Annotated in this window: 21 protein-coding genes; 9 read left to right on the top strand and 12 right to left on the bottom strand. The window is 66.0% G+C overall.

All coding sequences use genetic code 11. The annotated features are described in order from the left end of the window. Nucleotides 1-53: 53 nt before the first annotated feature. From rsmA to U1H99_RS00555, 4 genes are read right to left on the bottom strand one after another with little or no spacing between them, the layout of a single operon-like run. The gene (rsmA, locus tag U1H99_RS00570) at nt 54-833 is read right to left on the bottom strand and encodes a 16S rRNA (adenine(1518)-N(6)/adenine(1519)-N(6))-dimethyltransferase RsmA (protein ID WP_323139845.1); all 780 of its coding nucleotides are present in this window, start codon (nt 831-833) and stop codon (nt 54-56) included. 7 nt (nt 834-840) lie between these two features. Then, nucleotides 841-1,896, bottom strand: coding sequence for a 4-hydroxythreonine-4-phosphate dehydrogenase PdxA (pdxA, locus tag U1H99_RS00565; RefSeq protein ID WP_323139844.1), 1,056 nt, complete (start codon nt 1,894-1,896; stop codon nt 841-843). 4 nt (nt 1,897-1,900) lie between these two features. Then, on the bottom strand, nt 1,901-3,304 hold the full coding sequence (locus U1H99_RS00560) for a peptidylprolyl isomerase (protein ID WP_323139843.1): 1,404 nt from the start codon (nt 3,302-3,304) through the stop codon (nt 1,901-1,903). Nucleotides 3,305-3,350: 46 nt separating this feature from the next. Next, nucleotides 3,351-5,687, bottom strand: a complete 2,337-nt coding sequence (locus tag U1H99_RS00555; RefSeq protein ID WP_323139842.1) for an LPS-assembly protein LptD — start codon at nt 5,685-5,687, stop codon at nt 3,351-3,353. A 419-nt stretch (nt 5,688-6,106) separates the two neighbouring features. Here U1H99_RS00555 and U1H99_RS00550 point away from each other — a divergent pair, with 419 nt between their 5' ends. The 4 genes from U1H99_RS00550 to U1H99_RS00535 are packed head-to-tail and all read left to right on the top strand — an operon-like array spanning nt 6,107 to nt 10,425. Beyond that, entirely contained in the window at nt 6,107-7,165 is a 1,059-nt protein-coding gene (locus U1H99_RS00550) for an aminoglycoside phosphotransferase family protein (protein WP_323139841.1), read from the top strand. 13 nt (nt 7,166-7,178) lie between these two features. After that, on the top strand, nt 7,179-7,898 hold the full coding sequence (murU, locus tag U1H99_RS00545; RefSeq protein ID WP_323139840.1) for an N-acetylmuramate alpha-1-phosphate uridylyltransferase MurU: 720 nt from the start codon (nt 7,179-7,181) through the stop codon (nt 7,896-7,898). After that, nucleotides 7,895-9,232 (top strand): Xaa-Pro aminopeptidase, encoded by a 1,338-nt coding sequence (gene pepP, locus U1H99_RS00540; protein WP_323139839.1) that lies wholly within the window; start codon nt 7,895-7,897, stop codon nt 9,230-9,232. Before murU ends, pepP begins: the two co-directional genes overlap by 4 nt. Then, entirely contained in the window at nt 9,229-10,425 is a 1,197-nt protein-coding gene (locus U1H99_RS00535) for an FAD-dependent monooxygenase (protein WP_323139838.1), read from the top strand. The genes pepP and U1H99_RS00535 overlap by 4 nt, the downstream gene beginning before the upstream one ends. 116 nt (nt 10,426-10,541) lie before the next feature. On the opposite strand, the gene U1H99_RS00530 is transcribed toward U1H99_RS00535, so the two are convergent. Genes U1H99_RS00530 through U1H99_RS00520 form a run of 3 tightly spaced genes read right to left on the bottom strand, consistent with a single transcriptional unit; the run spans nt 10,542 to nt 13,516 of the window. Next, nucleotides 10,542-11,999, bottom strand: coding sequence for an NAD(P)(+) transhydrogenase (Re/Si-specific) subunit beta (locus tag U1H99_RS00530; protein ID WP_323139837.1), 1,458 nt, complete (start codon nt 11,997-11,999; stop codon nt 10,542-10,544). Then, on the bottom strand, nt 11,996-12,352 hold the full coding sequence (locus U1H99_RS00525) for an NAD(P) transhydrogenase subunit alpha part 2 (RefSeq protein ID WP_141831283.1): 357 nt from the start codon (nt 12,350-12,352) through the stop codon (nt 11,996-11,998). Before U1H99_RS00525 ends, U1H99_RS00530 begins: the two co-directional genes overlap by 4 nt. A gap of 51 nt (nt 12,353-12,403) precedes the next feature. Next, entirely contained in the window at nt 12,404-13,516 is a 1,113-nt protein-coding gene (locus U1H99_RS00520) for a Re/Si-specific NAD(P)(+) transhydrogenase subunit alpha (RefSeq protein ID WP_323139836.1), read from the bottom strand. A 257-nt stretch (nt 13,517-13,773) separates the two neighbouring features. Here U1H99_RS00520 and U1H99_RS00515 point away from each other — a divergent pair, with 257 nt between their 5' ends. The 3 genes from U1H99_RS00515 (at nt 13,774) to U1H99_RS00505 (ending at nt 16,013) form a co-directional block, all read left to right on the top strand. Next, the gene (locus U1H99_RS00515; protein ID WP_141831279.1) at nt 13,774-14,277 is read left to right on the top strand and encodes an NUDIX hydrolase; all 504 of its coding nucleotides are present in this window, start codon (nt 13,774-13,776) and stop codon (nt 14,275-14,277) included. Nucleotides 14,278-14,290: 13 nt separating this feature from the next. Then, nucleotides 14,291-15,394, top strand: a complete 1,104-nt coding sequence (gene mnmA / locus U1H99_RS00510) for a tRNA 2-thiouridine(34) synthase MnmA (RefSeq protein ID WP_323139835.1) — start codon at nt 14,291-14,293, stop codon at nt 15,392-15,394. A gap of 142 nt (nt 15,395-15,536) precedes the next feature. Next, complete coding sequence (locus U1H99_RS00505; protein WP_141831275.1) at nt 15,537-16,013, top strand: chemotaxis protein CheW; 477 nt, start codon at nt 15,537-15,539, stop codon at nt 16,011-16,013. A 142-nt stretch (nt 16,014-16,155) separates the two neighbouring features. On the opposite strand, the gene U1H99_RS00500 is transcribed toward U1H99_RS00505, so the two are convergent. After that, complete coding sequence (locus U1H99_RS00500) at nt 16,156-17,961, bottom strand: sensor domain-containing phosphodiesterase (RefSeq protein ID WP_323139834.1); 1,806 nt, start codon at nt 17,959-17,961, stop codon at nt 16,156-16,158. A 100-nt stretch (nt 17,962-18,061) separates the two neighbouring features. Continuing rightward, on the bottom strand, nt 18,062-19,864 hold the full coding sequence (locus U1H99_RS00495; RefSeq protein WP_323139833.1) for a sensor domain-containing phosphodiesterase: 1,803 nt from the start codon (nt 19,862-19,864) through the stop codon (nt 18,062-18,064). Nucleotides 19,865-20,131: 267 nt separating this feature from the next. Between U1H99_RS00495 and U1H99_RS00490 the strand changes: the two genes are divergently transcribed. Beyond that, nucleotides 20,132-20,851, top strand: coding sequence for a GAF domain-containing protein (locus U1H99_RS00490; RefSeq protein WP_323139832.1), 720 nt, complete (start codon nt 20,132-20,134; stop codon nt 20,849-20,851). Nucleotides 20,852-20,868: 17 nt separating this feature from the next. Here U1H99_RS00490 and U1H99_RS00485 read toward each other — a convergent pair whose 3' ends face one another. The 3 genes from U1H99_RS00485 to U1H99_RS00475 are packed head-to-tail and all read right to left on the bottom strand — an operon-like array spanning nt 20,869 to nt 22,754. Continuing rightward, a complete protein-coding gene (locus U1H99_RS00485; protein ID WP_323139831.1) occupies nt 20,869-21,252 on the bottom strand; it encodes a response regulator in 384 nt (127 codons plus the stop codon). 10 nt (nt 21,253-21,262) lie between these two features. Beyond that, nucleotides 21,263-22,039: a 5'-3' exonuclease gene (locus U1H99_RS00480; protein WP_323139830.1), complete on the bottom strand. Its 777-nt coding sequence runs from the start codon at nt 22,037-22,039 to the stop codon at nt 21,263-21,265. 31 nt (nt 22,040-22,070) lie between these two features. After that, a complete protein-coding gene (locus U1H99_RS00475; protein ID WP_323139829.1) occupies nt 22,071-22,754 on the bottom strand; it encodes a glutathione S-transferase in 684 nt (227 codons plus the stop codon). A 223-nt stretch (nt 22,755-22,977) separates the two neighbouring features. On the opposite strand from U1H99_RS00475, the gene U1H99_RS00470 reads away from it, so the two are divergent. Next, on the top strand, nt 22,978-24,534 hold the full coding sequence (locus tag U1H99_RS00470; RefSeq protein ID WP_323139828.1) for a methyl-accepting chemotaxis protein: 1,557 nt from the start codon (nt 22,978-22,980) through the stop codon (nt 24,532-24,534). Nucleotides 24,535-24,658: the final 124 nt, after the last annotated feature.

The following is a 24,658-nucleotide window of genomic DNA, read 5'->3' as shown; positions in this document are numbered from 1 at the left end:
GTGCGGCAGAAGTGGCTTGCCGTCGCCCCCGCGCACGCGGGGACAACTTTCTATCAGGCGACGGGCTTCAGCAGGTTCGCCAGCGCCACATACTGTTCCAGCCCCACCGCTTCCGGACGCGCACCCGGATCGATGCCGACCTCGATCAGTTGCTGCTCGGTGAACATCCCGGCCACGCAATTGCGGATCACCTTGCGCCGCTGCGAGAAGGCCTTGGCGACCACCGCTTCCAGCGTGGCGGCGTCGGCCGGCAGCTGGCGCTTGGTCGGGACCATGCGCACGATCGCGGAGTCGACACGCGGCGGCGGGTCGAAGGCGGTCGGCGGCACCACGAACAGCATCGCCATGTCGTAGCGCCATTGCAGCATCACGGACAGGCGGCTGTAGGCCTTGGTGCCGGGCTCGGCCACCATGCGCTCGACCACTTCCTTCTGCAGCATGAAGTGCTGGTCTTCGACCAGGTGCGCGAACTCGGCCAGGTGGAACAGCAGCGGGCTCGAGATGTTGTACGGCAGGTTGCCGACCACGCGCAGCTTCTTGCCTTCCGGGACTGGAATGCTGCCAAAGTCGAATTTCAGGGCGTCGCCGGAATTCACCGTCAGGCGCTCGCGCGGATAGGCTTTTTCCAGGCGCGCCACCAGGTCGCGGTCGAGTTCGACCACGTGCATGTGCTTGAGCTCCTTCAGGAGCAGCGCGGTCATCGCGGCCAGGCCGGGGCCGATCTCGACCATGGTATCGCCCTGGCGCGGGCCGATCGCCTCGATGATGTCGTTGAGGACGTGGTCGTCGGTCAGGAAGTTCTGGCCGAAGCGCTTGCGGGCTACGTGTTTCATGAAGTTCTTATTTGTTGTTTTGAGCCGATTTTTGCACATCTGCCATGGACAGGGCGACGCGAATCGCCTCTTCCATGCTGCCGCAATCGGCCAGGCCCAGTCCCTGGGTGGCGAGGTCGAGCGCGGTGCCGTGGTCGACCGAGGTCCGGATCAGGGGCAGGCCGAGGGTGATGTTGACGCCGCGCCCGAAGGTGGCGTGCTTGAGCACCGGCAGGCCCTGGTCGTGGTACATGGCCAGCACCGCGTCGGCGTCGCGCAGGTACTTGGGCTGGAACAGGGTGTCGGCCGGATACGGGCCGCGGGCGTCGATGCCGCGTGCGCGCGCCGCCTCGAGCACCGGCTCGATCACGTCGATCTCTTCGCGGCCCAGGTAGCCGTTTTCGCCGGCATGCGGATTCAGGCCTGTGACCAGGATGCGCGGCGCCGCCAGGCCGAACTTGGCGACCAGGTCGGCATGCAGGATGTCCAGCACCTGGGTCAGGCTATCCCGCGTGAGCGCCGCCGGCACGTCCTTCAGGGGCAGGTGGGTGGTGGCCAGCGCCACCCGCAGGTAAGGCTCGTCACTGCCCGGCGAACCGGCCAGCATCATGACGACCTTGGGCGTGCCGGTCTTGTCGGCCAGGTATTCCGTGTGGCCGGAAAAGACGATGCCGGCGTCGTTGATGGTGCTTTTCTGCAGCGGCGCGGTGACGATGGCGTCGAACCACCCCGCGCCCACGCCCTCGATCGCAAGATCGAGCGTGGCCAGCACCGCGCGGCCGTTGCGGGCGTCGAGCTGGCCCGGCACCACGTGGGCGTCGAGCGGCACGTCGATCACCGGGATCACGTCCGGCCCGAAATGCGGCAGGCCGCTGTGGCGCAGCGCCAGCGTCGAGATCGCCGACAGGCGGATCGCCGGATCGATCAGGCTGGCCGTGAGCGACAGGAAGGCGGCGTCGCCGATCAGCACGCAGCGCGCCTGGTGGCGCAGCGCCCAGGCGGCGCGGATCGAGATTTCCGGGCCGATACCGGCCGGTTCGCCGACCGTGAGCGCCAGCGAAGGACGCGATGCTGGCGTAGCCATGCGCTTACTTATCCTCGCGGAACTCGACGTAGGCGCGGTCGCGCACCTGGCGTGCCCAGTCTTCCAGCGCTTCGCCGCGCTTGCGCTCGGTCAGCACCTGGCGGGCGGCGGTACGCTCGCGGTCCTTGGCGGTGTCCTGGGTCTTGCGCTCGATAACTTGCACGATGTGCAGGCCGAACGGCGACTTGACCACGTCCGACACCTGGCCCGGCTGCAGCGCATCCATCGCGGCCGTGAGTTCCGGCACGGTGTCTTCCGGCTCCAGCCAGCCCATGTCGCCACCCTTGGCCGCCGAGCTGTCCTGGGAGAACTGGCGCGCCAGGTCTTCCATGGTGGCCTGCTTGCTGTCGATTTTCGCCTTGTACTCGGCCAGGCGCTTGCGGGCGTCGGCTTCGGTCAGGGTCGGCGTCACTTTCAGCATGATGTGGCGGGCATGGGTCTGGGTCACCGCGGCCGGGCCCTGTGCCTGCTCCGCGGCCGCCAGCTTGCGCACGTCGTTCAGCTTCAGGATCAGGAAGCCGAAGTTGGCGCGGATGACCTGGGTCGACTGGCCCGGCTTCAACTTGCGCAGTTCGTTGGAGATCGGCGTCGGCAGGGATGCCGGGTCGCGCCAGCCGATCGCGCCGCCCTTCAGCGCGTCCGGCGCGTCGGAATAGGTGGCGGCCATCTTGGCGAAGTCGGCACCGGTGCGCAGCTGGCGCGCGACTTCGTCGGCGCGCGCCTTGCGGGCGGCGATCTGTTCCGGCGAGGCGTTTTCCGGGATGCGCACCATGATCTGGGCGATGTCCATCTCGACGCGATCGGCGGCGGCGGCCTTTTCGGCGGCCAGGTAGGTGTCGATTTCCGCTTCCGACACCTGAATCTTGCTGTCGACCTCGTGGTCGGTCAGGCGGCTCATCATGATCTCGTTGCGGATCTGCTCGCGGAAGGCGGCATAGCTCATGCCTTCCTTTTCCGCCTGGTTGCGCAGTTCCTGCACGCTCATCTTCTGGCTTTCGGCGATGCGGCCGATGGCGCGGTCGAGTTCGGTATCGGACACGCGCACGCCCATTTCCTTGGCCAGCTGCAGCTGGGCGCGTTCGCTGATCATGGCCTCCACGGCCTGGCGGCGCAGGTCGTCCGGCGCCGGCAGCTGCATGTTGGCGGCACGCGCGCGCTGGGTGTATTCGTTGATGCGGCGGTCGACTTCGCGATTGGTGATGACTTCGTCGTTGACGATCACGTAGACCGAGTCGATCACGTTGGCGTTGCTGGCCGCCGGCGGCAGGAAGCCGGTCGAGGGCTTGGCGGCGGGTGCGGCGGCGGCAGCGGCCGGTTTGGCGGCAGGCTTGGCGGCCTGGGCCAGGACATCGTTGGCCGCGATGGCGCACAGCAGGGCTGCCGCCAGCTTGATTTGGGTGGTACGCATAGTCAGGGAAGCACTCATTCAGGGTTCTAGTTGTCCATAGCCCCGTTCAGGGGCGGCCTACGTTGGAGTTCAGCCGGGTGTAGCCCGGAATGCTCTTTTTGAACGTCTCGAGCGGATTGTTGCCCAGGCCGAGACCCGACAGGCCGCTCAGCTCGAGCTGGAAGAAGACCGGCGTCGACGTCGTCTGGGCTGCGGTCACGAAGCGCTGGGCACCGACACGGAACACCCAGCAGTCCGCCTTGTACTCGAGCCCGATAAGGCTCTCGAGCAGCTTGCGGTCGCGCATCGAATAGCTGACCCGGGTAACGCCGTACCAGCGGTCCGACAGCGGCCACTGGCCCGACACGTCGACGTTGCGGAAGCCGCTGGAGGTGGTGACGGTGTCGCGCTGGTAACGGTACTCGGCATTGAGCACCTTCATCGGCGCCGGACTCCACTGCGCGCCGTAGTTCATGCTGTACAGGCTGCGTGCCTGCGCATCGTATTGTACGCCGCTGTCGAAGCTCCAGGACTCGGAAATGCGGCCGGATGCGGCCAGCAGCGCGTCCGAACGGGTCACGTTCGGCTTTTCGGTCGGATCCAGGCGCACGCGCGGATCGCTGAAATAATAGCGGTTGCCGACCACCAGGCGCATGCGCTCGATGCCGCTCGACTCGATGAAGCGCGATACCAGCGCAGCGGTCAGCTGGTTGGCATCCGACACCTTGTCGGCGCCGACGAAGCGGTTTTCGGTGAACAGCTGTGCGTAGTTGAAGCCGGCGACAGCGGTATCGAAGTTCGGAATGGCGCTCTGGTCCTTGTACGGCGTGCGCACGTAGAACAGGCGCGGCTCCAGGGTCTGCGTCGATGCGCGGCCGAACAGCGAGGCTTCGCGCTCGAACACCAGGCCGCTGTCCAGCGACACCGTCGGCAGCACGCGCGAGATGTTGTTGCGGTTGTTGCCGCCGGCATCGAAGTTGTTCTCGAGGCTGTACTTGGTCGCGTGCATCAGCAGCTTGGGCGTGAAGAACCAGCCCGGACGCACGATCGGATAGCTGACCGAGCCGACCAGGTTGGCGCGGTTGCCCTGTACCGTGGTGTCGGTCGGATGCGAGAAGCGCACCGCCTCGGCATCCAGCGACCAGTCGAAGCCGCCCAGCACGTCGTAGCGGCCGGTGTGGAAGTTTACCTGCGGCAGGCGGTCGTACGGACGCGGCACGGTCAGCGCCGGATTGGTGCGCGATGCCGGGTCCTGCAGCACCTGGTAGCTCTGCACGCGCGTGGTCAGGCTCCAGTACTGGCCGAAGTAATCGGTGCGCAGTTCGCGCAGCAGCTGGCGCTCGGCGCTGGCCGCCACGGTGCGCGAAAAGTCGGACGGGTATTCGTTGTCGGACGCGGCGTGCGCATTCCAGCCGAAGGTCCAGCCCGGTGCCAGTACCTGGCTGTGCAGGGTGTCGATCCACCAGCGGTCGCGGTGCGCCAGGCGGTCGTTCGGCAGGAATTCGAGGTGGGTCTCGCCGTTGTACATGCCGGCCGCGGTCTCGCCGATGTAACGCCCGGTCGCGCCCATCTGCAGGCCGCGTTCGACGATGTAGCGCGGGAACACGGTCAGGTCGCGGTTGGGAGCGATATTGAAGTAATACGGGACCATCAGCTCGGCCGAACCCTTGGCGCCGGAACCGAAGCCGACGGTCGGCGGCAGCCAGCCCGAGCGGCGCGCACCGGACAGCGAGAACGACAGCGCCGGAGTGCCGAGGATCGGCACGTCCTTGAAATAGACCACGGTCTTGCCGGCGGTGCCGATGTCGCGGCCCTGGTCCAGGCGCAGCGAGCTCGATTTCAGATACCAGGCCGGGTTCGGCCCTTCGCAGGTGCTGTAGGTGCCGTCCACCACCACCGCCTGGTCTTCGCCCAGGAAGTCGATGCGCTGGGCGGTGCCTTGCGCATTGTTCAGGTGCAGGTGGTAGGCCGGATTGCGCACCCACCCCTTGCCGGTTTCGAGGTTCAGCTGCAGGGCGTCGCCCTTGTAGCGGTCGCCGAAGCGCCACATGTTGATGTTGCCCTCGGCCGTGACCTCGTCTTCGACGCGCCGGTAGCAGGCGGTGTCGGCGGTGATGCCGGTGGCGCCGCGCGTGATCTCGACGTTGCGGTACAGGTTCAGTTCGCGGTCCGGACGGCCGGTGAATTCCTCGGCCATCATGGTGACCGGCAGATTTTGCTCATCGGCACGGGAAGTCGCCGCAGCAGACGACGCCTGCGTGGAGGCAGGAGCGGCAGGCCGCGCGAAGGCAGAGGCGACGGCGGGCGCCGTTTGGGCGTGCAGCGGCCCCGTGGCCACGGAGACGAGTGCAGACAAGGCGACGGCGCGCCGTGGCGGGAAAGGTAGGGCCGAGATCCAGCTCATGAAAGGTCGCGTTGCACCATGGAGGGCGATTTTTGCTAATGAATTCCTTATTATATGGGAATATCCGCGCCGGGGTCGCAAAAACGCCTGAGCGCGGTGCCGCTTGCAGCCAGCCCGTGCACTCGTAAGTCTTTGATTTTAAAAGACCCGCCGAGCATCACTGGATACAAATGTTACAACCGGCAAGATTAGATGCGCCTGGCAATGGCAATCCGGCTGCATGGATTGACCGGACTCAAAGATAACGCATCGACAACGGTGGCAGCGTACGCATCGGGCAGGCACGGTTGCCGATTGCCATGCTCTGGAGCATGCTCTAAACTTCAACGTTACAATCCAGCCCCCGTGCGCCCAAACGCTGCGCGGCACCGTGCTCACTTTCTGCTCACTCCTCACCGACCGGATCACCGGGACGCTTCATGTCTTCTCTGCCCTCCACCTCTCCCTCGACCCCTGACAAAGATGCCCGGCTGGCCCAGCTGACCGCCTGGCTCGGCACCCTGGACCTGGTCGACACCGGGAGCCTGCGCCCTGCCTCGTCCGATGCCAGCTTCCGCCGCTACTACCGCCTCGACGTCGTGCCGGCGCTGCGGGACAAGCTCGGCGCCACCCTGATCGCCATGGACGCCCCGCCCGAGCGCGAAAACGTGCCGGCCTTTATTCACGTCGCCGGCCTGCTGTTCGACGCCGGCGTCACCGTGCCCGCGATCGTCGCGCGCGACGTCGACAACGGCTTCCTGCTGCTGTCCGACCTCGGCACCACCACCTACCTGCAGCGCCTCGACGTCGACAACGCGTCCTTCATGTACTCGGACGCGGTCGACGCCCTGATCAAGTTCCAGATGACCAGCCAGCCGAGCGTGTTGCCGGAATTCGACCGCGCCTTCGTGCTGCGCGAAATGAACCTGTTCCCGGAGTGGTTCATCGGGCGCCACCTGAACGCCACCCTGAACGACATCCAGCAGGCGCAGCTGGATAAAGTGTTCGAGGCGATCACCGCCAACGTGCTGGCCCAGCAGCAGGTGTTCATGCACCGCGATTTCCACTCGCGCAACCTGATGTTCCTCGACCAGGGCAATCCGGGCGTGCTGGATTTCCAGGATGCCGTGTTCGGCCCGGTCACCTACGACCTGGCGTCGCTGCTGCGCGACGCCTACATCCAGTGGGACGAGGAATTCGTGCTGGACTGGGTGGTGCGCTACTGGCAGAGCGCCAAGGGGGCCGGCCTGCCGGTCAATCCGGACATCGACGCCTTCTACCGCGACTTCGAATACATGGCCCTGCAGCGCCACCTGAAGATCCTCGGCCTGTTCTGCCGCCTGAACTACCGCGACGGCAAGAACGTCTACATGGGCGACCTGCCGACCGTGATGGATTACGTGCGCAAGACCGCCAACCGCTACACCGAACTGAAACCGCTGGCCCGCCTGCTCGACACGCTCGAGGAAAAGGGTCCGCAGGTCGGCTACACCTTCTGAGGGCACCACCAGCATGAAAGCCATGATCTTCGCCGCCGGCCGCGGCGAGCGGATGCGCCCGCTGACCGACACGCTCCCGAAACCGCTGGTCAAGGTGCGCGGCAAGCCCCTGATCGTCTACCACGTGCTGAACCTGGTGCGCGCCGGGATCACCGACATCGTGATCAACCACTCGCACCTGGGCCACATGATCGAGGAAGCGCTGGGCGACGGCAGCCGCTACGGCGCGCGCATCGCGTATTCGCACGAGCCGGCGCCGCTGGAAACCGCCGGCGGCATCGCCAACGCCCTGCACCTGCTGGGCGACGAGCCCTTCATCGCGCTGTCGGGCGACATCTACGCGCCCTACTTCGACTTCGAACAGTGCAAGGACGCGCTCAAGGACATCGACGCCGTCGGCCAGCCCTACCCGCTCGACAAGCGCGACATCGCCTGGCTGTACCTGACGCCGAACCCGTGGCACAACCCGGAAGGCGACTTCGGCATGACCATGTACACGCTGTCCAACGAGGGCACGCCGAAGTGGAACTTCGCCAACATCGGCGTCTACCGGCCCGAGATGTTCGACGGGATCGAGCCGGGCGAATTCGCCAAGCTCGGCCCCCTGATGCGCAAGTACATCGACCTGGGACGCGTCGGCGGCGAACTGTACGACGGCCAGTGGGTCAACGTGGGTACCATGCAGCAGTTGGAAGAACTGAATACCCCCTTGTCGAGCCGAGCCAAGAAATGACCGTTCATGCAGCACGCCGTGCGCGCCTGGCCGCGCAGATGCAGCCGGGTGCGGTGGCCGTGCTGCCGACCGCACCCGAAGTCGCGCGCAACAGCGACAGCGACTACCCCTACCGCCACGACAGCTATTTCTATTACCTGACCGGTTTTACGGAGCCGGAAAGCGTGCTGGTGCTGGTGGCCGCTTCCGGCGACGCGCCGGCGCGTTCCATCCTGTTCTGCCGCGAGAAAAACCTGGAACGCGAGATCTGGGACGGCTACCGCTACGGCCCGGAAGCCGCGCGCACCGCATTCGGCTTTGACGAAGCCTGGCCGATCGACGCGCTGGACGCCCAGATGGCCAAATTGCTCGCCAACGTGCCCGTCCTGTATTACGCGGTGGGCGCGAGCGGCGCGCTGGACGCGCAAGTGACCGGCTGGATCAAGACCGTGCGCGCGCAAGCGCGCAGCGGCGTCACCGCGCCGGCCAGCTTCCAGCACCTGCTGCCGCTGCTGGACGAGATGCGCCTGGTGAAAGACCAGGAGGAACAGGCGGTCATGCTGCGCGCCGGCCTGATCTCGGGCCAGGCGCATGCGCGCGCCATGCGCGCCGCCCGCCCCGGCATGGCCGAGTACGAGCTGGAGGCCGAACTGCTGTACGAATTCCGCCGCAACGGCGCCCAGTTCCCGGCCTACACCTCGATCGTCGCGTCCGGCCCGAACGCCTGCGTGCTGCACTACAACGCCAACGACCGGCGCATGCAGGATGGCGAACTGGTGCTGATCGACGCCGGCTGCGAGCTGGATGGCTATGCGTCCGACATCACCCGCACCTTCCCGGTGAATGGCCGCTTCACGCAGCCGCAGCGCGCCCTGTACGAACTGGTGCTGGCGGCGCAGGACGCGGCGTTCGCCGCGATCGCACCCGGCCAGCCGTACAGCGCCTTCCACGAGGCGGCGCTGCACGTGCTGACCGCGGGCATGCTGGACCTGGGCCTGATCGACCGCGCGCGCTACGCCAACGCCGACGACGCGATCGCCGACAAGGCCCACCTGCCCTTCTACATGCACGGCACCGGCCACTGGCTGGGCATGGACGTGCACGACGTCGGCAGCTACCGCGACCTGGCGGAGCCCGGCAAGCCGTCGCGCCCGCTGGTGCCCGGCATGACGCTGACGGTGGAACCGGGCATCTACGTACGCCCAAGCGAAGGCGTGCCCGAACAATTCTGGAACATCGGCATCCGCATCGAGGATGACGTGGTCGTCACCGAGGATGGGTATCGCATCCTGACCGGCGCCGCGCCCAAGACGGTGGCCGAGATCGAAGCACTGGTTGGCAAAGGACAGGCATGACGGATGACGTGAAGATGGATGCGCAGTTGGATAAGCGGTTGGACGTCGACGTGGCGATCTGCGGCGCCGGCCCGGTGGGCATGGCGCTGGCGGCGCTGATGGCGGCGCGCGGCGTGGCCGGCGAACGCATCGCCCTCATCGACGGCAAGTCGCTGGGCCAGGCGATCTCGGACCCGCGCTCGATCGCATTGGCCTGGGGCAGCCGCCTGCTGCTGCAGGACGTCGGCGCCTGGCCCGGCATGGCGTCATCGGCCACGGCCATCCACGAGATCCACGTGTCGCGCCGCGGCCACCTGGGCCGCAGCATGATGGACCGCAGCGAGCATGGCCTGGAAGCGCTGGGCTACGTGGCGCGCTACGGCGACGTGGTCGATGCGCTGTCGCGCGCCTGCGAGCGCGCCGGCGTGCAGGTGCTGCGGCCGCTGCGCGTGGCCGCGCTCGACGAACGGACGGATGGCGTGGTGCTGCAGCTGGACGATGGCCGGGCGTTGCACGCGAAGGTGGCGGTGCAGGCCGAAGGCGGCGTGTTCGGTGAACAAGCCACAGCGGCGCGCTCGCACGATTACGGCCAGACCGCGGTGATCGCGCGCGTGTCCGCCAGCGCGCCGATCCCGCACCGCGCCTTCGAGCGCTTTACCGACGAAGGCCCGCTGGCGCTGCTGCCGCAGGACGGCGCGGATGGGCACCAGTACGCGCTGGTATGGTGCGTGCGGCCGGAACGCGCGCAGCAGCTGCTCGACCTCGGCGCCGACGACTTCCTGCGCGCGCTGGGCCAGGCCTTCGGCGAACGGCTCGGCAGCTTTACCCGGGTGTCGGAGCGGGCCGCCTTTCCGCTCGGCCTGAATGCCGACCCGCGCGCGACCGCGCGCACGGTGGCGATCGGAAATGCGGCCCAGACCCTGCATCCGGTGGCGGGCCAGGGCCTGAACCTGGGCTTGCGCGATGCGGCCGTGCTGGCGAGATTGCTGGCACGTTCCTTGACCGACGATGACGGCCAGTCCGCGATCGCGCAGTTCACCGCGGCGCGCGAACGCGACCGCGGGATGGTGATCCGCGCCACCGATACCATGGCGCGGGTGTTTGCCGACAAGGGACCGTTGCAGCCGCTGTTCGGGCTGGCGCTGGCGGCGCTCGACACCGTCAAGCCGGCGCGCATGCTGTTGGCCGAGTTCATGATGTTCGGGCGGCGCTGACAGCTCGGCGCGTGTTTGCAAACGTGATTTGAACGCGTGGACAGCTCTGCTGTCCACCCTACGCTAGGGTGGACGGGTCTCCCGTCCACGCGCTCAACCACCCGCCCACTTGCCTCTTACTCAACCGCTTTGACCATCGATTCAATGACCTTCTTCGCATCGCCGAACACCATCATCGTGTTCGGCTGGTAGAACAGGTCGTTGTCCAGCCCCGCATACCCCGACGCCATCGAGCGCTTGTTGACGATGATGCTCCTGGCTTTGTAGGCTTCCAGGATCGGCATCCCGGCGATCGGCGATGTCGGGTCCTTGGCCGCCGGGTTCACCACGTCGTTCGCGCCCAGCACCAGCACCACGTCGGTCTGGCCGAATTCGCCGTTGATGTCTTCCATTTCCGCCACCTGGTCGTAGGGCACCTCGGCTTCGGCCAGCAGCACGTTCATGTGGCCCGGCATGCGCCCGGCCACCGGATGGATCGCGTAGCGCACGGTGACGCCGTGTTCGGTCAGCTTGTCGACCAGTTCCTTCACGGTGTGCTGGGCGCGCGCCACCGCCAGGCCGTAGCCGGGCACGATGATCACGCTTTCCGCGTTCTGCAGGATGAAGGCGGCGTCTTCGGCCGAGCCGGATTTGACCGGACGCTGTTCCTGCGCCCCGCCGCCGCCGGTGCTGGCCGCTTCGCCGCCGAAGCCGCCCAGGATCACGTTGAAGAAGGAGCGGTTCATCGCCTTGCACATGATGTACGACAGGATCGCGCCGCTCGAGCCCACCAGCGAGCCGGCGATGATCAGCATCGAATTGTTCAGCGAGAAGCCGATGCCGGCCGCCGCCCAGCCGGAGTAGGAGTTCAGCATCGACACCACCACCGGCATGTCGGCGCCGCCGATCGGGATGATGATCAGCACGCCCAGCACGAAGGCTAATGCGGCCATGACGATGAACGGCGTCCACGCCGGCGTGGCGCCGCTTGAAAAGCAGAACATCAGTCCCAGCGCGACGATGGCGATGGCCACCAGCAGGTTGATGATGTGCTGGCCCGGATAGCGCACCGGCGCGCCCTGGAACAGGCGGAACTTGTATTTGCCGGCCAGCTTGCCGAAGGCGATCACGGAACCGGAAAACGTCACCGCACCGACGAAGGTGCCGATGAAGAGTTCGAGCCGGTTACCGAAGGGCAGCGCCGCACCGCGCGCGGCGATGTTGAAGGCCCAGGGTTCGGACACGGCGGCGATCGCGATGCACACCGCGGCCAGGCCGATCAGCGAGTGCATGGCCGCCACCAGCTCCGGCATCTTGGTCATCTCGACCCGGCGCGCGGCCACCGCGCCGATCGCGCCGCCGACCACCACGCCCAGCAGCACCAGTCCGAAGCCCATGCCGCCGCTGCTCAACTGCTCGCGCAGCTTGAGCATCAGGGCGATCGTGGTCACGACCGCGATCGCCATTCCGCTCATGCCGAACACGTTGCCGACGCGCGCCGTCGACGGCGACGACAAGCCCTTGAGGGCCTGGATGAAGCACACCGAGGCCACCAGGTAGAACAGGGTGACCATGTTCATGCTGATTGCATTCATGCCGCCTCCCTGGCCTTGGCGGCATCCGGAACGCCGGCACCGGCGCCGGCCTTGGCGGCCGTTTTCGGCTCCTTCTTCTTGAACATTTCCAGCATGCGCTGGGTGACCAGGAAGCCGCCGAACACGTTCACCGCCGCCAGCGCGACGGCCAGCGTGCCGGCGATCTGCCCGGTGAGGCCCTCGGTAAGCCCGGCCGCCAGCATGGCGCCGACGATGATGATGGCCGACACCGCGTTCGTCACCGCCATCAGCGGCGTGTGCAGCGCGGGGGTGACCGTCCAGACCACGTGGTAGCCGACGTAGATCGCCAGCACGAAGATGATCAGGTTGATGATCGTGTGACTGATTTCCATGAGCGTCTCCTCATCTTATTTATGTGACTGCTTGTGCAATCGGCTGCGCACTCACTTGCGTACTACTTGGCCATCCAGGCAGACCAGCACCGCATTCACGATCTCGTCGGCGCGGTCGATGATCAGCCTGCCCTCTTTATCGATGATCAGTTTCAGGAAATCGAGCACGTTGCGCGCGTACAGCGCCGAGGCGTCGGCCGCCACCAGCGCCGGTAGGTTCGGCTCGCCGATCAGGGTCACGCCGTGCTTGATCACGGTCTTGCCGAGTTCCGTCAGCGGGCAGTTGCCGCCCTGCTCGATCGCCATGTCGACGATCACCGAGCCCGGCTTCATGGCGCGCACGGTGTCCTCGGCAATCAGCACCGGCGCCTTGCGGCCCGGGATCAGCGCGGTGGTGATGATGATGTCGGCAAGCTTGGCGCGTTCGTGCACCAGCTCGCCCTGCCGCCGCATCCAGTCGGCCGGCATCGGGCGCGCATAGCCGCCGGCCCCTTGCGCGATCTCGCGTTCCTCGTCGGTGAGGAAAGGCACGTCGATGAACTTGGCGCCGAGCGATTCGACCTGCTCCTTGACCGGCGGGCGCACGTCCGACGCCTCGATCACGGCGCCGAGGCGCTTGGCCGTCGCGATCGCCTGCAGGCCGGCCACGCCGACGCCCATGATCAGCACCCGCGCCGCCTTGACCGTGCCGGCCGCCGTCATCAGCATCGGCATGAAACGCCCGTAGGCGTTGGCGGCCATCATCACCGCCTTGTAGCCGGCGATGTTGGCTTGCGACGACAGCACGTCCATCGACTGCGCGCGCGTGATGCGCGGCGCCGCTTCCAGTGCAAAGGCGGTCAGGCGGCGCTCGGCCATCGCGGCCAGGCCGTCGCTATCGAAAGGATTCAGCATGCCGACCAGTGCCGCGCCGGGCTGCATCAGCGCGCGTTCCTCGGCGACCGGGGCGCGCACCTTGAGCACCAGTTCGGCGCCAAGTGCATCGGCGGCGGTGCCGATGCGGGCGCCGGCGGCCACGTAGGCGTCGTCGGTAATGGAAGCATGCAGGCCGGCGCCGGATTCCACGATGAGCTCGTGGCTGGCGGACAGCTTCTTGATGGTTTCGGGCGTGGCGGCGACGCGCGTTTCGCCCGGTCTGGATTCTGCCGGAACACCAATCTTCACGATTCCCTCGCAAAATTGATAAACTGTCTACAATCTAGCACGTTCCCAACGCGGGATTCATAGTAAATACTTATTCGTAGTTTTTCGTAAACAGCTCGACTGTTTTGCAACACAACCTGATACACGCCTAGGCGTGTCATTTTATTTTTTGTATCAGATCAACGTTTGAAACCGACAGAACCTGTTGCATTGCAGCGTGCGGCCGAGCAACGCCTGTTCCATCAAGGTAGAATGTCGGCTCATTTCCAAGGACGCGCATGACACATACCTTCAGACCGTCAGTCACCGTCGCCGCGATCATCGAACGCGATGGCCGCTTCCTGGTGATCGAGGAAGAGACCAGCGACGGCATCCGCCTGAACCAGCCGGCCGGCCACCTCGACCCCCACGAATCGCTCGAGCAGGCGGTGGTGCGCGAGGCGCTGGAAGAGACGGCGCACGAGTTCTTCCCGGAAGCCCTGGTCGGCATGTACATGTCGCGCTACCATTCGAAGTCGCGCAACACCGACGTGACCTACCTGCGCTTCACCTTCTGCGGCAAGCCCGGCAGGCAGTTCGACCAGCCGCTCGACCACGGCATCCTGCGTACTTTGTGGATGACGCGCGACGAGCTGGCGGCCTGCCAGGAGCGCCACCGCAGCCCGACCGTGCTGAAATGCGTGGACGATTACCTGGCCGGCAAGCGCACGCCCCTGGAATTGCTGTACACCGACCAGACGGTCTTCGAGGGCGGGCTGTCGACCGAACCTGACGTAACGTAAAGAGTAAACAAAGATGAGCAAGAAAAAAGTCGTGATCGGGATGTCGGGCGGCGTCGACTCCTCGGTCGCGGCGTGGATGCTGAAAGAACAGGGCTACGAAGTCATCGGCCTGTTCATGAAGAACTGGGAAGACGACGACGATTCCGAATACTGTTCGACCCGCCAGGACTGGATCGACGCGGCCAGCGTGGCCGACGTGGTCGGCGTCGACATCGAGGCGGTCAATTTCGCCGCCGAGTACAAGGACCGCGTGTTCGCCGAATTCCTGCGCGAGTACCAGGCCGGCCGTACGCCGAATCCGGACGTGCTGTGCAACGCCGAGATCAAGTTCAAGGCCTTCCTCGACCATGCGATGAAGCTGGGCGCCGACCTGATCGCGACCGGCCACTATGCGCGCGTGCGTCAGAACGGTGACAAGTTCGAGCTGTTGAAAGCGCTGGATGCGACCAAGGACCAGAGTTATTTCCTGCACCGCCTGAACCAGGCGCAGCTGTCGAAATCGCTGTTCCCGCTGGGCGAGATCGCCAAGACGGAAGTCCGCAAGATCGCCGAAAAGCTGCAGCTGCCGAACGCGGCGAAGAAGGATTCGACCGGCATCTGCTTCATCGGCGAGCGTCCGTTCCGCGAATTCCTGGGCCGCTACCTGCAGCACAAGCCGGGCCCGATCAAGCTGGACAACGGCCAGACGGTGGGCGAGCACGTCGGCCTGTCGTTCTACACGCTAGGCCAGCGCAAGGGCATCGGCATCGGCGGCCTCAAGTCGCACAAGAACGCGGACGGGACCAGCGAGCCGTGGTTCGTGGCGCGAAAAGACATCGCCAACAACACGTTGTACATCGTGCAGGGCCATGACCACCCGTGGCTGCTGTCCGGCGAACTAGGCGCCGGCCAGGCCAGCTGGATCGCCGGCGAGCCGCCAGCGCCGCGTGCCTTGTCGGCCAAGACCCGCTACCGCCAGGCTGACGTCGCCTGCACCGTGATGCCGGAAGGCCTCGACCGCTTCGCGCTGACCTTCGCCGATCCGCAATGGGCGGTAACGCCGGGCCAGTCGGCCGTGCTGTACGACGGCGACGTCTGCCTGGGCGGCGGCATCATCGATTCGGCGTCGGCGGCTTGACGCCCGCTGCGGGGCCGGCTGTTGTTACGGCCCCGCAATGTTCTACATTTTTGCGCACTCTTGTCTTTTCTCCATCGAACTCGACGTAAAAATGCCGTAACCTCCTTATATATTGCCGTTAGGAAAAATTTAGGGAGGTTCCATGGCTGAAGACATCAACAACACCAATGAAGTGCTGTCGTTCCGGTTGGGCGGCGAAGAGTACGCCATCAGCATCCTGAAAGTGCAGGAAATCCGCGGCTACGATGCCGTCACCCGCATCGCCAGCGCGCCCGAGTACCTGAAAGGCGTGATCAACCTGCGCGGCATCATCGTGCCGATCGTCGACATGCGCATCAAGTTCAACGTCGGCCAGGCGACCTATGACGCGTTCACCGTCGTCATCGTCCTGAACATCAATGGCCACACCATCGGCATGGTGGTCGACAGCGTCTCCGACGTCGTGACCCTGACTCCGGACCAGATCAAGCCGGCGCCGGACCTGGGCGCCAGCGTGTCGTCGGATTACCTGCAGGGCCTGGGTACGGTGGGCGAGCGCATGCTGATCCTGCTGGACATCGATCGCTTGCTGGGTTCGGAAGAGATGGGCCTGCTGGCGGCGGCGCGTTCGGCTGCCTGAAACATGACGGGCGCCTGAAAAGCGCCCGTAGCTTTTAAACGTCGTCCCTGCGCAGGCAGGGACCCAAGTTCTATATGCGCTAACGCTGCGCATCCAACTTGGGTCCCTGCCTTCGCAGGGACGACGTATTTGAGGCTAACGATCAAGCAGACTTCGCGACGTCGCTCTCCCGTTCCTCCAGCCAGTCCACGAACGCCCCCGGCGCCAGCGGTTTCGCATACCAGTACCCCTGCGCCTCGTCGCACGCGACGCCCTTCAGCACACCGGCCACCTCGGCCGTCTCCACGCCCTCGGCCACCACGCGGTGTCCCAGGTCGTGCGACAGCTTGATCATCGCCGACACCAGCGAGCGCTTGCGCTCGTCGTCCTCGATGCCGAGCACGAAGCTCTGGTCGATCTTGACCACCTGCGCTGGCAGGCTTTGCAGGTAGGCCAGGCTGCTGTAGCCGGTGCCGAAGTCGTCGATCGCCATGTGCACGCCGGCAGCGTGCAGGTCGCGCATTGTGGCTTCGGCCACCTTCGGGTTCTTCATCAGTGCGCTTTCCGTGATTTCCAGCGCCAGGCTGGATGCCGGCAGGCCGTGGCTGCGCAGGTTGTCGACGATGCGCGTGCAGAAGTCCGGTTCCAGCAGGTTGACGGCCGAGACATTCACCGCCAGCTCCAGTTCCAGCCCGTCGGCGCGCCAGGCCGCCAGCTGCCGCATCGCGCAGCGCAATACCCAGTCGGTGGTGGCGCGCACCATCGAGGTCCGTTCGATGATCGGGATGAATTCGCCCGGCGAGACGTCGCCGAGCTCCGGATGGGTCCAGCGCAGCAGCGCCTCGGCGCCGATGCAGGCGCCGCTGACGAGGTCGACCTTGGGCTGGAACACCAGCCGCAGCTGGCCGTCCGCATCGGCGCCGGCCGCGCCGTCCAGGGCTGCCCCGAACGCGTTGATCAGCCAGAAGCTGCGCCGGTACAGCGCATCTTGCTCCTGCGAGAACACGGAGACGCCGCGGTCCTGGTCGAACGCATGCTGGGCGGCCGAATGGAGGTTGCGCAGCAGTTCGGCCGAGCCGGTCACGCCGATGGTGAACGGCGCCACGCCGATGCGTGCGGTGGTCACGAAGCGCGAGGTGACGGAAAGGGCGCGGCGCACCAGCCAGGCTTCCATCTCGGCGCAGACGGCATCGATGTCGGTGCCGGGCGCCGTGATGAAGGCGAATTCGGTCGGGGTGACGTGGTACACGGTGCTGCCGGCGCCGATGATCTCGGCCAGCATGCGCACCGCTTCGCCGACCACTTCGTCGAGCCAGGTGGCGCCCATCGCGCGCAACGCGCTGCTGAGCTGTTCGGGGCTGGCCAGGTTGAGCAGCCCGGCCACGCGCTGTTCGCCGGCCGGGCGGTCCTGGGTCAGGTCATTGAAGTCGTCGACGAACTGGGTACGGTTGGGCAGTCCGCTGGCCGGGTCGATCCGCCCCAGCGCATGCTGCAGCTCGATCTGCGCCATCACCATGGCGGCCATGTCGCGCAGGGCCGCGCACTCGGCCTCGCTCACGTCGCGCGGCTCGGTGCCGAGCACGCACATCGAACCGAGGCAATAGCCGTCGTTGGTCAGCAGCGGCGCGCCTGCATAGAAGCGCACGCCGGCGCCGGCCAGCGGGCTATCGGCATAGTAGCCATCGGCCTGCAAGTCGTTCACGACCACCATCTGCCCGCTTTCGGCAATGCGGGCGCAGGGCGCCTTCAGGCGCGGCACCGATTCCTGCACGATGCCGACGCGCGACTTGAACCACTGGCGATCGACGTCGGTGAGGGAGACGGCAGCCAGCGGCAGCCCGAACAGGCGCGACGCCATGCGCGTGATGCGATCGAAGGCGACGTTCGGCGGCGTATCCAGCAGATTCAGGCGGTGCAAGGCGTCGAGGCGGCTGGCTTCGGTGACCGGATTGGAAGGAAATAGGCTCATGGGCGTACGATGGTGACATCGATCTGTTGACCCAGCAATTTTGCTCAGCTTATTTCCATACGTCAACCAATAGTTCCAATCGTGCATGCCCTCGAGCAATTCAGGCCAGGGCCAGCACCTCTTCCCGGCGCTCGGCAAACCACTGCGCGAATACCTGCGGCGGCATTGGCCGCGCATACAAATAACCCTGGGCTTCGTCGCAGGCCACGCGTTCCAGCGTGTGCATCACCTCGGGCGTTTCGACGCCCTCGGCCACCACGCGGTGCCCGAGGTCGTGCGCCAGCTTGATCATGGCCGACACCAGCGAACGCTTGCGTTCGTCGCTGTCGATGCCGCGGATGAAGCCCTGGTCGATCTTGACCACTTGCACCGGCAGGCTTTGCAGATAGGTCAGGCTGCTGTAGCCGGTACCGAAATCGTCGATCGCCAGGCGCACGCCGGCCGCGTTCAGCGCGCGCAGCGTGGCCTGTGCCACCTTGGGGTTCTGCATCAGCGCGCTCTCGGTGATTTCCAGCGACAGGCTGGACGGCGGCAGGCCATGGCGTTGCAGGCCATCGACGATGCGGATGCAGAAGTCCGGCTCCAGCAGGTTGACCGCCGAGACGTTCACCGCCAGTTCCAGTTCCAACCCTTCCATGCGCCACTCGGCCAGCTGGACCATGGCGGTTTCCAGCACCCAGTTGGTGACCGCGCGCACCATCGAGGTCCGCTCGATGATGGGAATGAATTCGCCCGGCGAGACATCGCCGAATTCCGGATGGGTCCAGCGCAGCAGCGCTTCGGCGCCGATGCAGGCACCGGTGGCGAGATCGATCTTCGGCTGGAACACCAGGCGCAGCTGGCCGTCGCGGCCGGGAATCGCGCCGTCCAGCGTGGCGCCGAACTCGTTGACCAGCCAGAAACGGCGCTGGTAGAGCGCATCCTGCTCCTGCGAGAACATGGAGACGCCGCACTCCTGGTCGAGGCCGTGCTGCACGGCCGAATGCAGGTTGCGCAGCAGGTCGGCATAGCCGGTGACGCCGACCGTGAACGGCGCCACGCCGATGCGCGCGGTGGTCACGAAGCGCGAGGTCAGCGATGCGGCGCGGCGGCGCAGCCAGTTCTCGAGCCTGACGCAGAACTCGACCGCGCCGGTGCCGGGCTTGGCCACGAACACGAATTCGGTTGGCGAGATGTGATACACGGTGCTCTCCAGGCCGATGGTAGTCTTCAGCATGCGCACCGCTTCGCCCACCACTTCGTCGAGGTAGCCCGGGCCCATCGCGCGCAGCGCGTTGCTGAGCTGTTCCGGGCTGGCCAGGTTGACCAGCGCCGCCAGCCTTTCCTCGCCCTGCAGGCGGTCGGCCGCCATGTCCTGGAAATCGTCGACGAACTGGTTGCGGTTGGGCAGGCCGCTGAATGGATCGACCCGGCCCAGCGCGTGGCGCAGTTCGATCTGCGCCATCACCATCGCCGCCAGGTCGCGCAGGGCTTCGCGTTCGAGTTCGCTGATCACGCGCGGCTCGGTCCCGAGCACGCACATCGCGCCCAGGCAATAACCGTCCTGGGTAATCAAGGGCGCACCCGCATAGAAGCGGATGCCGGATTCGGCCAGGATGCTCTCGCGATAGTGGCAGTCCAGCATCAGGTCGGGAATGACCAGCATTTCGCTTTCATCCGCCACCTGGCCGCACGGCGCCTTCATGCGCGGGATCGAGTCGTGCTCGACGCCCACGCGCGACTTGAACCACTGGCGGTTGCTGTCCGTCAATGACACCGCCGCGATCGGCAGGTTGAACATCTGGGCCGCCATGCGCGTGATGCGGTCGAAGGCTTCGCTGGGCGGGGTGTCCAGCAGATTCAGCTTGCGCAGCGCTTCGAGCCGGCTGGCCTCGCAATGAGGACTGGGTAGAGGTAAGTTCATGACGACCCGGACAGGGCAATTGACGGATTTGATTAAATAATTGAATTTGATTGAATTGTGCCTATGTAATTTCCTTTAGTCAACCCTTGTCCATGATTTACCGTGATGTTTAACGTGCACGCGTTAAAAACAACAGATATGATGATGGCAATCACAATCAAATTCATCAATTTAATTGAGGAAACAGTTGATTGACGGTAAAATATCTTTACCTACATGCTCTAGTTCACCATGCATCCCCCCGCACAAGACAACACCGAAGACCCCGTGTTGACGACTGCCTCAGCCGCACGGCTGCTGGGCGTCGCCGTCAGCACCACCCAGCTGTGGCTCGAAAGCGGTGCCCTGCCCTCTTGGAAAACCCCGGGTGGCCACCGCCGCGTCAGGCTCAGCGCCGTCCTCAGGCTGCTCGAAGACCGTGCCCGCGCACGCCAGGGCGGCGTGCGTGCCGGGCCCTTGAAATCGGTTGCGGCGCCGGCCCCTGTCGTGCCGCCGCCGCCGGGGCCCCATCCGCTGCCCGTTGACGAGCCGGCGCGCCTGGCGGCGGTCGAGGCCAGCGGCCTGATCGATTCGCCGCAGGAAAACGTGTTCGACCGCCTGACCTGGCTCGCCACCCAGGTGACCGAATGCCCGATCGCCCTGATCACCGTGCTGGACGAGCATCGCCAGTGGTTCAAGTCGCACATCGGCGTGGATTTCACCGAGACGCCGCGCGGCTGGGCATTCTGCAACCACGCCATCGTGCAGGACCAGCCCTTGATGGTGGAAGACGCGCAAAGCGATACGCGCTTCGCCGACAACCCGCTGGTGACCGGCAGCGCGGGCATCCGCTTTTATGGCGGCGTCACCCTGCGCGACGGCGGCGGCCAGCCGCTTGGCACCCTGTGCGTGCTGGACCGCGAACCGCGGCGCCTGCGCGACCGCGAACTCAAGGCATTGGAAGAATTGGCGACGATCGCCTCGGAAGAGCTGGCGCGCAGGACTTGATCCCCGCCTGTGCGGGATCAGCCGGCCTGGTGTTTCTTGACGATCGACAGGATCGTATTGCGCACCGTGCGCAGTACCGTATCGGCCTTGAACGGCTTGACGATGAAGCCGTGCACCCCGCGCGCCAGCGCGGCCTGGATTGCCGCCGCATCCAGCGTGCCCGACACCATGAACACCAGGGTCTTGGGCAGGTTCGCGCGCAGCTGTTCGACGATGTCGCTGCCGTCCTCGATTTGCTCGCGCGCGATGCAGACGAAGTGGGGGCGGTGCTTGAGCGCGAGCGCATAGGCGAGCGCGCTGGTGTGGCCCTGGCCGGCCACCTCGTAGCCGCCGTCGGTCAGCACGGTGTTGAGCAGGCCGCGCGACACCGCGCTGGCGTCGATGATAATCGCCTTGAGCATGTGATTCCTTTCAGTGTGCGTCGTAGGCCAGCATCTTCCAGGTCACGCCCAGCCGCACGTCGGTCTTCAGTTGCACCAGCCGGCGCGACAGCGCCAGGATCTCGCGCCCGGCGCGCAGGCGTTCGCCGAGCGGCGTCTTGAGGATGCCGGCGCCGGCCATGACGGCATCCAGGTCGCCGTAGGCATTCAGCAGCCGTGCCGCGGTCTTCATGCCGACCTTGTCGACCCCGGGCACGCCGTCGGTCGGGTCGCCCATCAGCGCCAGCAGGTCGAGCATGCGCTCGGGCGCGACGCCGAAGCGCGCGCGCACCCAGGCATCGTCGTGCCATTCGCCCTTGAAATGATCCCACACCAGGGCGCCGTCCGCTATCAGGCAGTGCAAGTCCTTGTCGGTGGTGGCGACGATCGCCTCGCCGCGCCCTTCCGCCAGCCAGCGCGTGACGCCGGTGGCGATCACGTCGTCGGCTTCCACTTCCGGGATCGTCACCACGTGCAGGCCGACCTCGCGCAGGCGCTGGTGGAAGCCCGGCAGCGCATCGCGCAGGTAGGACGGCATCGGCGCCCGGCCCTCGCGGTAGCGCGGGTACAGCGCATGGCGCCAGTTGTCGCCGCCGTAGTCGAAGGCGGCCAGCACATGGGTCGGCGCATGCGCCTCCAGCACGTTGCGGAACGAGGACAGCGCGTGGCGCAGCGCGATGCTGGCCTTCAGGTCCGAGTCCGGTTCCGGACTGGCCTCGTACACGCGGCGCACGATGTTCAGGCCGTCAATGGCGAGCAGCTTGGCCATGTCGGGTGATGCTCCTCCCTTGTGACTATATTTATTTGACGAAGTCGTACTTGCCGCCGCGTTCGAGCGCCTGGCGGTAGGCCGGGCGCGCGTGGATGCGTTCGAGGAAGGCGACCAGGTTCGGGTAGCGCCCATCCAGCCCGCCACGCGACGCGGCCGCTTCCAGCGGGAAGCTCATCTGAATGTCGGCCGCCGAGAACTGGGTGCCGGCGAACCAGGTGCGCTTGCCCAGCTCCGCTTCCAGGTAGCCGAGGTGGCGGTCGATCTGCGGCTGCACGAAGGTGCCCAGCACCTTGCCGGCGATGCCGCGCGCGATCGGGCGCACGAAGAACGGTGCCGGACCGTTGGCCACACGGTCGAACACCAGCTTGAGCAGCAGCGGCGGCATCATCGACCCCTCGGCGTAGTGCAGGAAATATGTATACAGCAGGCGCTCTGGCGTGCCCGGCGCCGGCGCCAGGGCCGATCCTTCCGCGCCAACGCGGTGGCGTTCGACCAGGTACTCGACGATGGCGCCCGACTCGGCCACCACGGTGTCGCCATCGCTGATCACCGGCGATTTGCCCAGCGGGTGCACGGCGCGCAGTTCGGGCGGCGCCAGCATCGTCTTCGGGTCGCGCTGGTATTTTTTGATCTCGTAGGCCAGGCCGAGTTCCTCCAGCAGCCACAGGATGCGCTGGGAGCGGGAATTGTTCAGGTGATGGACGATGATCATGGTCAATTCCAATTTGGAAAATGGCGCTAGCTTAGCATTGTTGTGCGAATACCCAAAGGCATCAGCAAATCTGACAATTTATATTGTGCACAAGCAACTTTTTGTTATACTCGCCCCCGCTCCTTGATAGATCGTCAATTTCGGTTCAAGCACCCTTGAACTGCCGATAACTTGCGCCCCTACCCCCGCCATGCTCCTATCCCGACTTAACATCTCACAAAAATTGGGCCTGCTGACCCTGATCACGGGCATTGGCATCCTTGCCGTCGCCGCCGCCTTCCTGCTGTCCGAACGCCACCTGATCGAGGAAGAGCGCGGCCGTACCGTGCGCCAGGCGGTCGAAGTCGCCAGCGGCGTGGTGACACGCTACCAGCAGCTCGCCGCCAGCGGCGCCATGCCCGAAGCCCAGGCCAAACGCGAGGCGCTGGACGCGCTGCGCGGCCTGCGCTACGACGGCCAGGAGTACTTCTGGGTCAACGACATGCAGCCGCGCATGCTGATGCACCCGATTTCGCCCAAGCTGCAGGGACAGGACCTGAGCGCCAAGGCCGATCCCAACGGCCTGCACCTGTTCGTGGCCATGGTCGACCTGGTGCGCGCCCAGGGTGGCGGCTTCCTGTCGTACATGTGGCCGAAACCGGGCAACGAGGCGCCGGTGCCCAAGCTGTCCTACGTGAAAGGCGTGCCCGAGTGGGGCTGGGTGCTCGGCTCGGGTGTCTACATGGATGCGCTGGACGCCGTGTTCTGGCCGCGCGTGTGGATGTTCTCGGGCGCGGCGCTGCTGCTGTCCGGCGTGCTGATGCTGGTCGGCCACTTGATCTCGCGCAGCATCCGCGGGCCGCTGTCGAGCGCCGTGCGCCTGGCGGGGCAAGTCGCGGCGGGCGACCTGACCACCGCGATCGAGGCGCATGGCAACGACGAAACGGCGCGCCTGCTGCGCGCGCTGCGCGACATGAACGACAGCCTGTCCGGCATCGTCGGCGAAGTCGACAACGGCATCCGCACCATCGCCAGCGCGTCCAGCCAGATCGCCAGCGGCAACCAGGACCTGTCCAGCCGCACCGAGCAGCAGGCCGGCTCGCTCGAGGAAACCGCGGCCACGCTGGAACAACTGACCGGCGCCGTCCAGCAGAACGCCGGCAATGCGCGTCACGCCAGCGGCCTGGCCTCGGAAGCGGCGGCAGTGGCCCAGCGCGGCGGCACCGTGGTCGAGCAGGTGGTCAGCACCATGGACGCGATCGACGCTTCGGCGCGCCGCATCGCCGACATTATCGGCGTGATCGACGGCATCGCTTTCCAGACCAATATCCTGGCTCTGAACGCGGCGGTGGAAGCGGCGCGCGCCGGCGAGCAGGGGCGCGGCTTCGCCGTGGTGGCATCCGAGGTGCGCAGCCTGGCGCAGCGCTCGGCCACCGCCGCAAAGGAAGTGCGCACGCTGATCGACGATTCGGTGGCCAAGGTCGGCGCCGGCGCCAAGCTGGTGACCGAGGCCGGCGGCACGATGCGCGAGATCGTTGCCAGCGTCACCCGCGTCAACGACATCATCGGCGAGATCGCCAATGCCGGCGAACAGCAGCAGGCCGGCATCGCCCAGGTCAACCAGGCGATCGCCGAGATGGACAACGCGACCCAGCAGAATGCGGCGCTGGTCGAGGAAGCCGCGGCGGCGGCGGCCTCGATGAACGAACAGGCGCGCCACCTGGGCGAGGTGTTCAGCGTGTTCAAGGTGCACGGCGCCGAGGTGCAGGGCAAGCGTCCGCGCACGCTGCTGCCGGCCTGACGCTTCAGCCCGGGGCGTCGCTGGCGGGCACGGATCAAAGGCGCGGATTGCAGGGGATCTTCAGCTTCGGTACTATGCTTCGATGCAACTTTAACCAGGTTGCAGCTTGCCCAACCGTCCTGGA

It is taken from the genome of Massilia phyllosphaerae (assembly GCF_034659755.1).
In the GTDB taxonomy this organism is placed as follows: domain Bacteria; phylum Pseudomonadota; class Gammaproteobacteria; order Burkholderiales; family Burkholderiaceae_D; genus Telluria; species Telluria phyllosphaerae.
This window is presented reverse-complemented; position numbering and strand designations above follow the sequence as displayed.